Origin of the sequence: Pyxidicoccus fallax, assembly GCF_012933655.1 — a bacterium.
GTDB lineage: Bacteria > Myxococcota > Myxococcia > Myxococcales > Myxococcaceae > Myxococcus > Myxococcus fallax.
Genome location: NZ_JABBJJ010000641.1, coordinates 1 through 2,635 on the forward strand (window position 1 = coordinate 1; position 2,635 = coordinate 2,635).

At 75.3% G+C, this 2,635-nt stretch carries 3 protein-coding genes; 1 reads left to right on the forward strand and 2 read right to left on the reverse strand.

Annotated elements, in window-relative coordinates; translation table 11 throughout:
* Positions 1 to 315: 315 nt before the first annotated feature.
* Both HG543_RS52960 and HG543_RS52965 read right to left on the reverse strand, forming a co-directional pair.
* Complete coding sequence (locus tag HG543_RS52960; protein ID WP_169352574.1) at positions 316 to 783, reverse strand: heavy metal-responsive transcriptional regulator; 468 nt, start codon at positions 781 to 783, stop codon at positions 316 to 318.
* On the reverse strand, positions 752 to 1,201 hold the full coding sequence (locus HG543_RS52965; protein WP_169352575.1) for a hypothetical protein: 450 nt from the start codon (positions 1,199 to 1,201) through the stop codon (positions 752 to 754). Before HG543_RS52965 ends, HG543_RS52960 begins: the two co-directional genes overlap by 32 nt.
* A 383-nt stretch (positions 1,202 to 1,584) precedes the next feature.
* Here HG543_RS52965 and HG543_RS52970 point away from each other — a divergent pair.
* The coding region (locus HG543_RS52970) for an eCIS core domain-containing protein (protein WP_169352576.1) at positions 1,585 to 2,635 on the forward strand (1,051 nt) is incomplete at its 3' end.

The following is a 2,635-nucleotide window of genomic DNA, read 5'->3' on the forward strand; positions in this document are numbered from 1 at the left end:
CTCCCGTCCCGCCCTCAGGCCCGGAGGAGTAACCATCCCGTGACTTCCAAGGGAGTCAGCCGGGACACGTCCGTGTCCGACCGTGGACGGACGGGGGCAGGCGAGCAGGCGTGCCAGGGCCCGGAGCGTCAGGCGGAGGCGCGCGTCGTGGTGGAGGAGGGGAGGTGCGGTGCTCCGCGGCCCACGTCGGAGGAGGGGCGGCGAGGTGTCGGCGTGCCGGGCGGAGGTGAGGACGGGGGGCCCGGCCTCGCCATGCGCCGGGCCCGCCGTGTCGGAGCGCCGTCAGGGATGCGAGGACGCGGCACCTGGCCTCGCTCAGTTCCGTGCGCGTCGCGCCGGAGCGCCCGTGGCCAGCGCTCCGCCGAGCGAGGCGATGACGGGGCACTCGGCCCCGGCGCAGATGCCTTCCGCCATCAGTTTGAGGATGGCGCGCTTCATGCGCTGCAGGTCCTTCACCCGCGCGTCGATGGCGTCGAGCTTCGCCGCGGCGAAGCGCTCCACCTCGGTGGAGGACGGCACCTTCCCGTCCGACATCGCCAGCAGCGACCCCACCTCCTTCAGCGAGAAGCCCAGCTCCTGGGCCCGGCGGATGAAGCGCACGCGCGTCACGTGGTGGGGCTCGTAGAGGCGGTAGCCGCTCTCCGTCCGCTCAGGCGCGGGGAGCAGCTTCTTGCGCTCGTAGAAGCGCAGCGTCGGGATGCCCACGCCCGCGGCGCGGGCCAGCTCGCTGATGCGCAGGGTGGGGGAGGGCTCAGGTCGCTTCCGCGAGACGCGCGTGCTCATGGCGATGGCTCCACCAGAGGATGGCACCTCCCTGGACGAAGAACCAACCCAGCTCCAGTACCAGCATGGGCACCAGGATGTACGTCTGCCCCATCCACAGCGCCTGGGCCATCCACAGCGAGAAGGCCGCCCGGCCCACCGTGTCCGCCGCCCCGAAGGCTGGCTCGGGACGCCAGATGCGAATCGCCGCCCACAGCGAGACGATGGTGCCGAACAGGCTCACGAAGAACAGGTGCAGCGGGTCGAAGTCGGGCGGCATCGCCCCGGGCAGCCCGAGGTGGACGTGGAGCTGGCGCAGGTGGTCGAGGAGCAGGCCCGCCGTCCACGGCGTGGCGAAGGGGAGGGTGACGAACAAGTCGTACAGCGCGCTGGCACGCACCACGCGGGTGGTGACGCGAAGCTTCTCGTTTGGGTTCATGCGCGGCAGTCTGGGGTCTGCACCAAGGTGCAGGGTCAAGCCCCCGCTGCTCCGCCTCCTGGAGGGTTGCGCGCCCGCCGCGCCATGTCGCGCACCGCGCACCCCACCCGTCACGAGGGGCTGGACAGTTGAGCTCGTGCCTGCGGGTCCGGGCCTTCGGAGGGCCCGCTCCGGTCGCAGACGTGGGTGGTGCTGCCCGGGGCGCGGATGCCCGGTTTCGGGCGTCCGCTCGCGCTCCGCGTCGCAGTGTCGAGGCAGGGGGCGCACTGACAGTGTATGCTGGGGCCCGGACAATGGGCTCCACGACGACCCGGCACGCGGCGGTGGTCTCCAAGGGGGGGCAGGTTTCCCGGGAAGGGAGCCCTGCTGTCCAGGCCGCGCCCGTGTCACCGGCACCCTCCGTGGAGGGCGCTGGCGCGGGCCGGCCGCTGCCGCCGACGACGCGCCAGCGCATGGAGCGCGCGTTCGGCCAGTCCTTCTCGGGCGTGCGGGTGCATGAGGGCGCCGAGGCCACCGCGACGGCCGGGCACCACGGCGCCGAGGCCTTCACGCAGGGGGAGCACATCACCTTCGGCGCGGGCCGCTACCAGCCAGGCAGCGAGAGGGGTGACCGGCTCATCGCGCACGAGCTGGCGCACGTGGTGCAACAGCAGGGCGGGGGTGGGGGCGCCGCTCCCCAGAAGAAGAGCCTGGAGACGTCGAGCCCGGCGGAGCCCGCGGAGCAGGAGGCCGAGGCCGCCGCGTCCCGCGTCATGAGCGGCGAGCCCGCGGGGGTGCGGCCCGGGAGTCACGCGACCACCACGCGCGAGCGGCTCATGCGCCGGGCGCTCTCGGGGGCGGCGGCGCCGGTGTCGTTGACGGGGCCGGGCCCGGGGACCACCGACGCGCCGCTGATGAGCGAGGCGGATGCGGCGGCTCCCGCGGGCTCGGAGACGGAGACCGCGCGCCGCAGGCGGCGCCGGGAGCGGGAGCCCGGGGCTCCCACGGTGGAAGGGGCGCCCGGCCGGGAGGGCCAGCCCGGCACCGAGGTGGGTGGGGGACGCGAGGCGGCTCCCACCGGGGAAGGCGTTCCGGGCGCGCCGGTGGCGCGGGAGCGGGAGACGCCTGGGGCGCGAGCGGCGGCGGAGGAGCGACGTGAGGCCACCGGGCGGAGGCCGCGTGAGGCGGAGGTCGCCGAGGGCCGGCGGGAGGCCGGCCTCGTGCCCGTGCCTCCGGGAGCCATGGTCGCGGCGCGTCCCGGGTTGGCCGGGGCGCGGGTCGAAGGGCCTCGCCCCGCTGGAACGATGGCTCCCACGGGTGTGCGTGGCGGAGCCGAAGCCGCCGTGGCTCGCGGTGCTCCTGGCCTCGCCGAAGGTGCCCCGGCCACCGGGACCGCGGTCGCTCGGGAGGCGCTCGGTGCCGGGGCGTCCACGGGGGCGCGTGGCGGCGCTGGGG

Excerpts from the sequence above, each read along its gene's own strand:
- HG543_RS52960 (WP_169352574.1), bottom strand. The coding sequence starts at position 783 with ATGAGCACGCGCGTCTCGCGGAAGCGACCTGAGCCCTCCCCCACCCTG.
- HG543_RS52965 (WP_169352575.1), bottom strand. The coding sequence starts at position 1,201 with ATGAACCCAAACGAGAAGCTTCGCGTCACCACCCGCGTGGTGCGTGCC.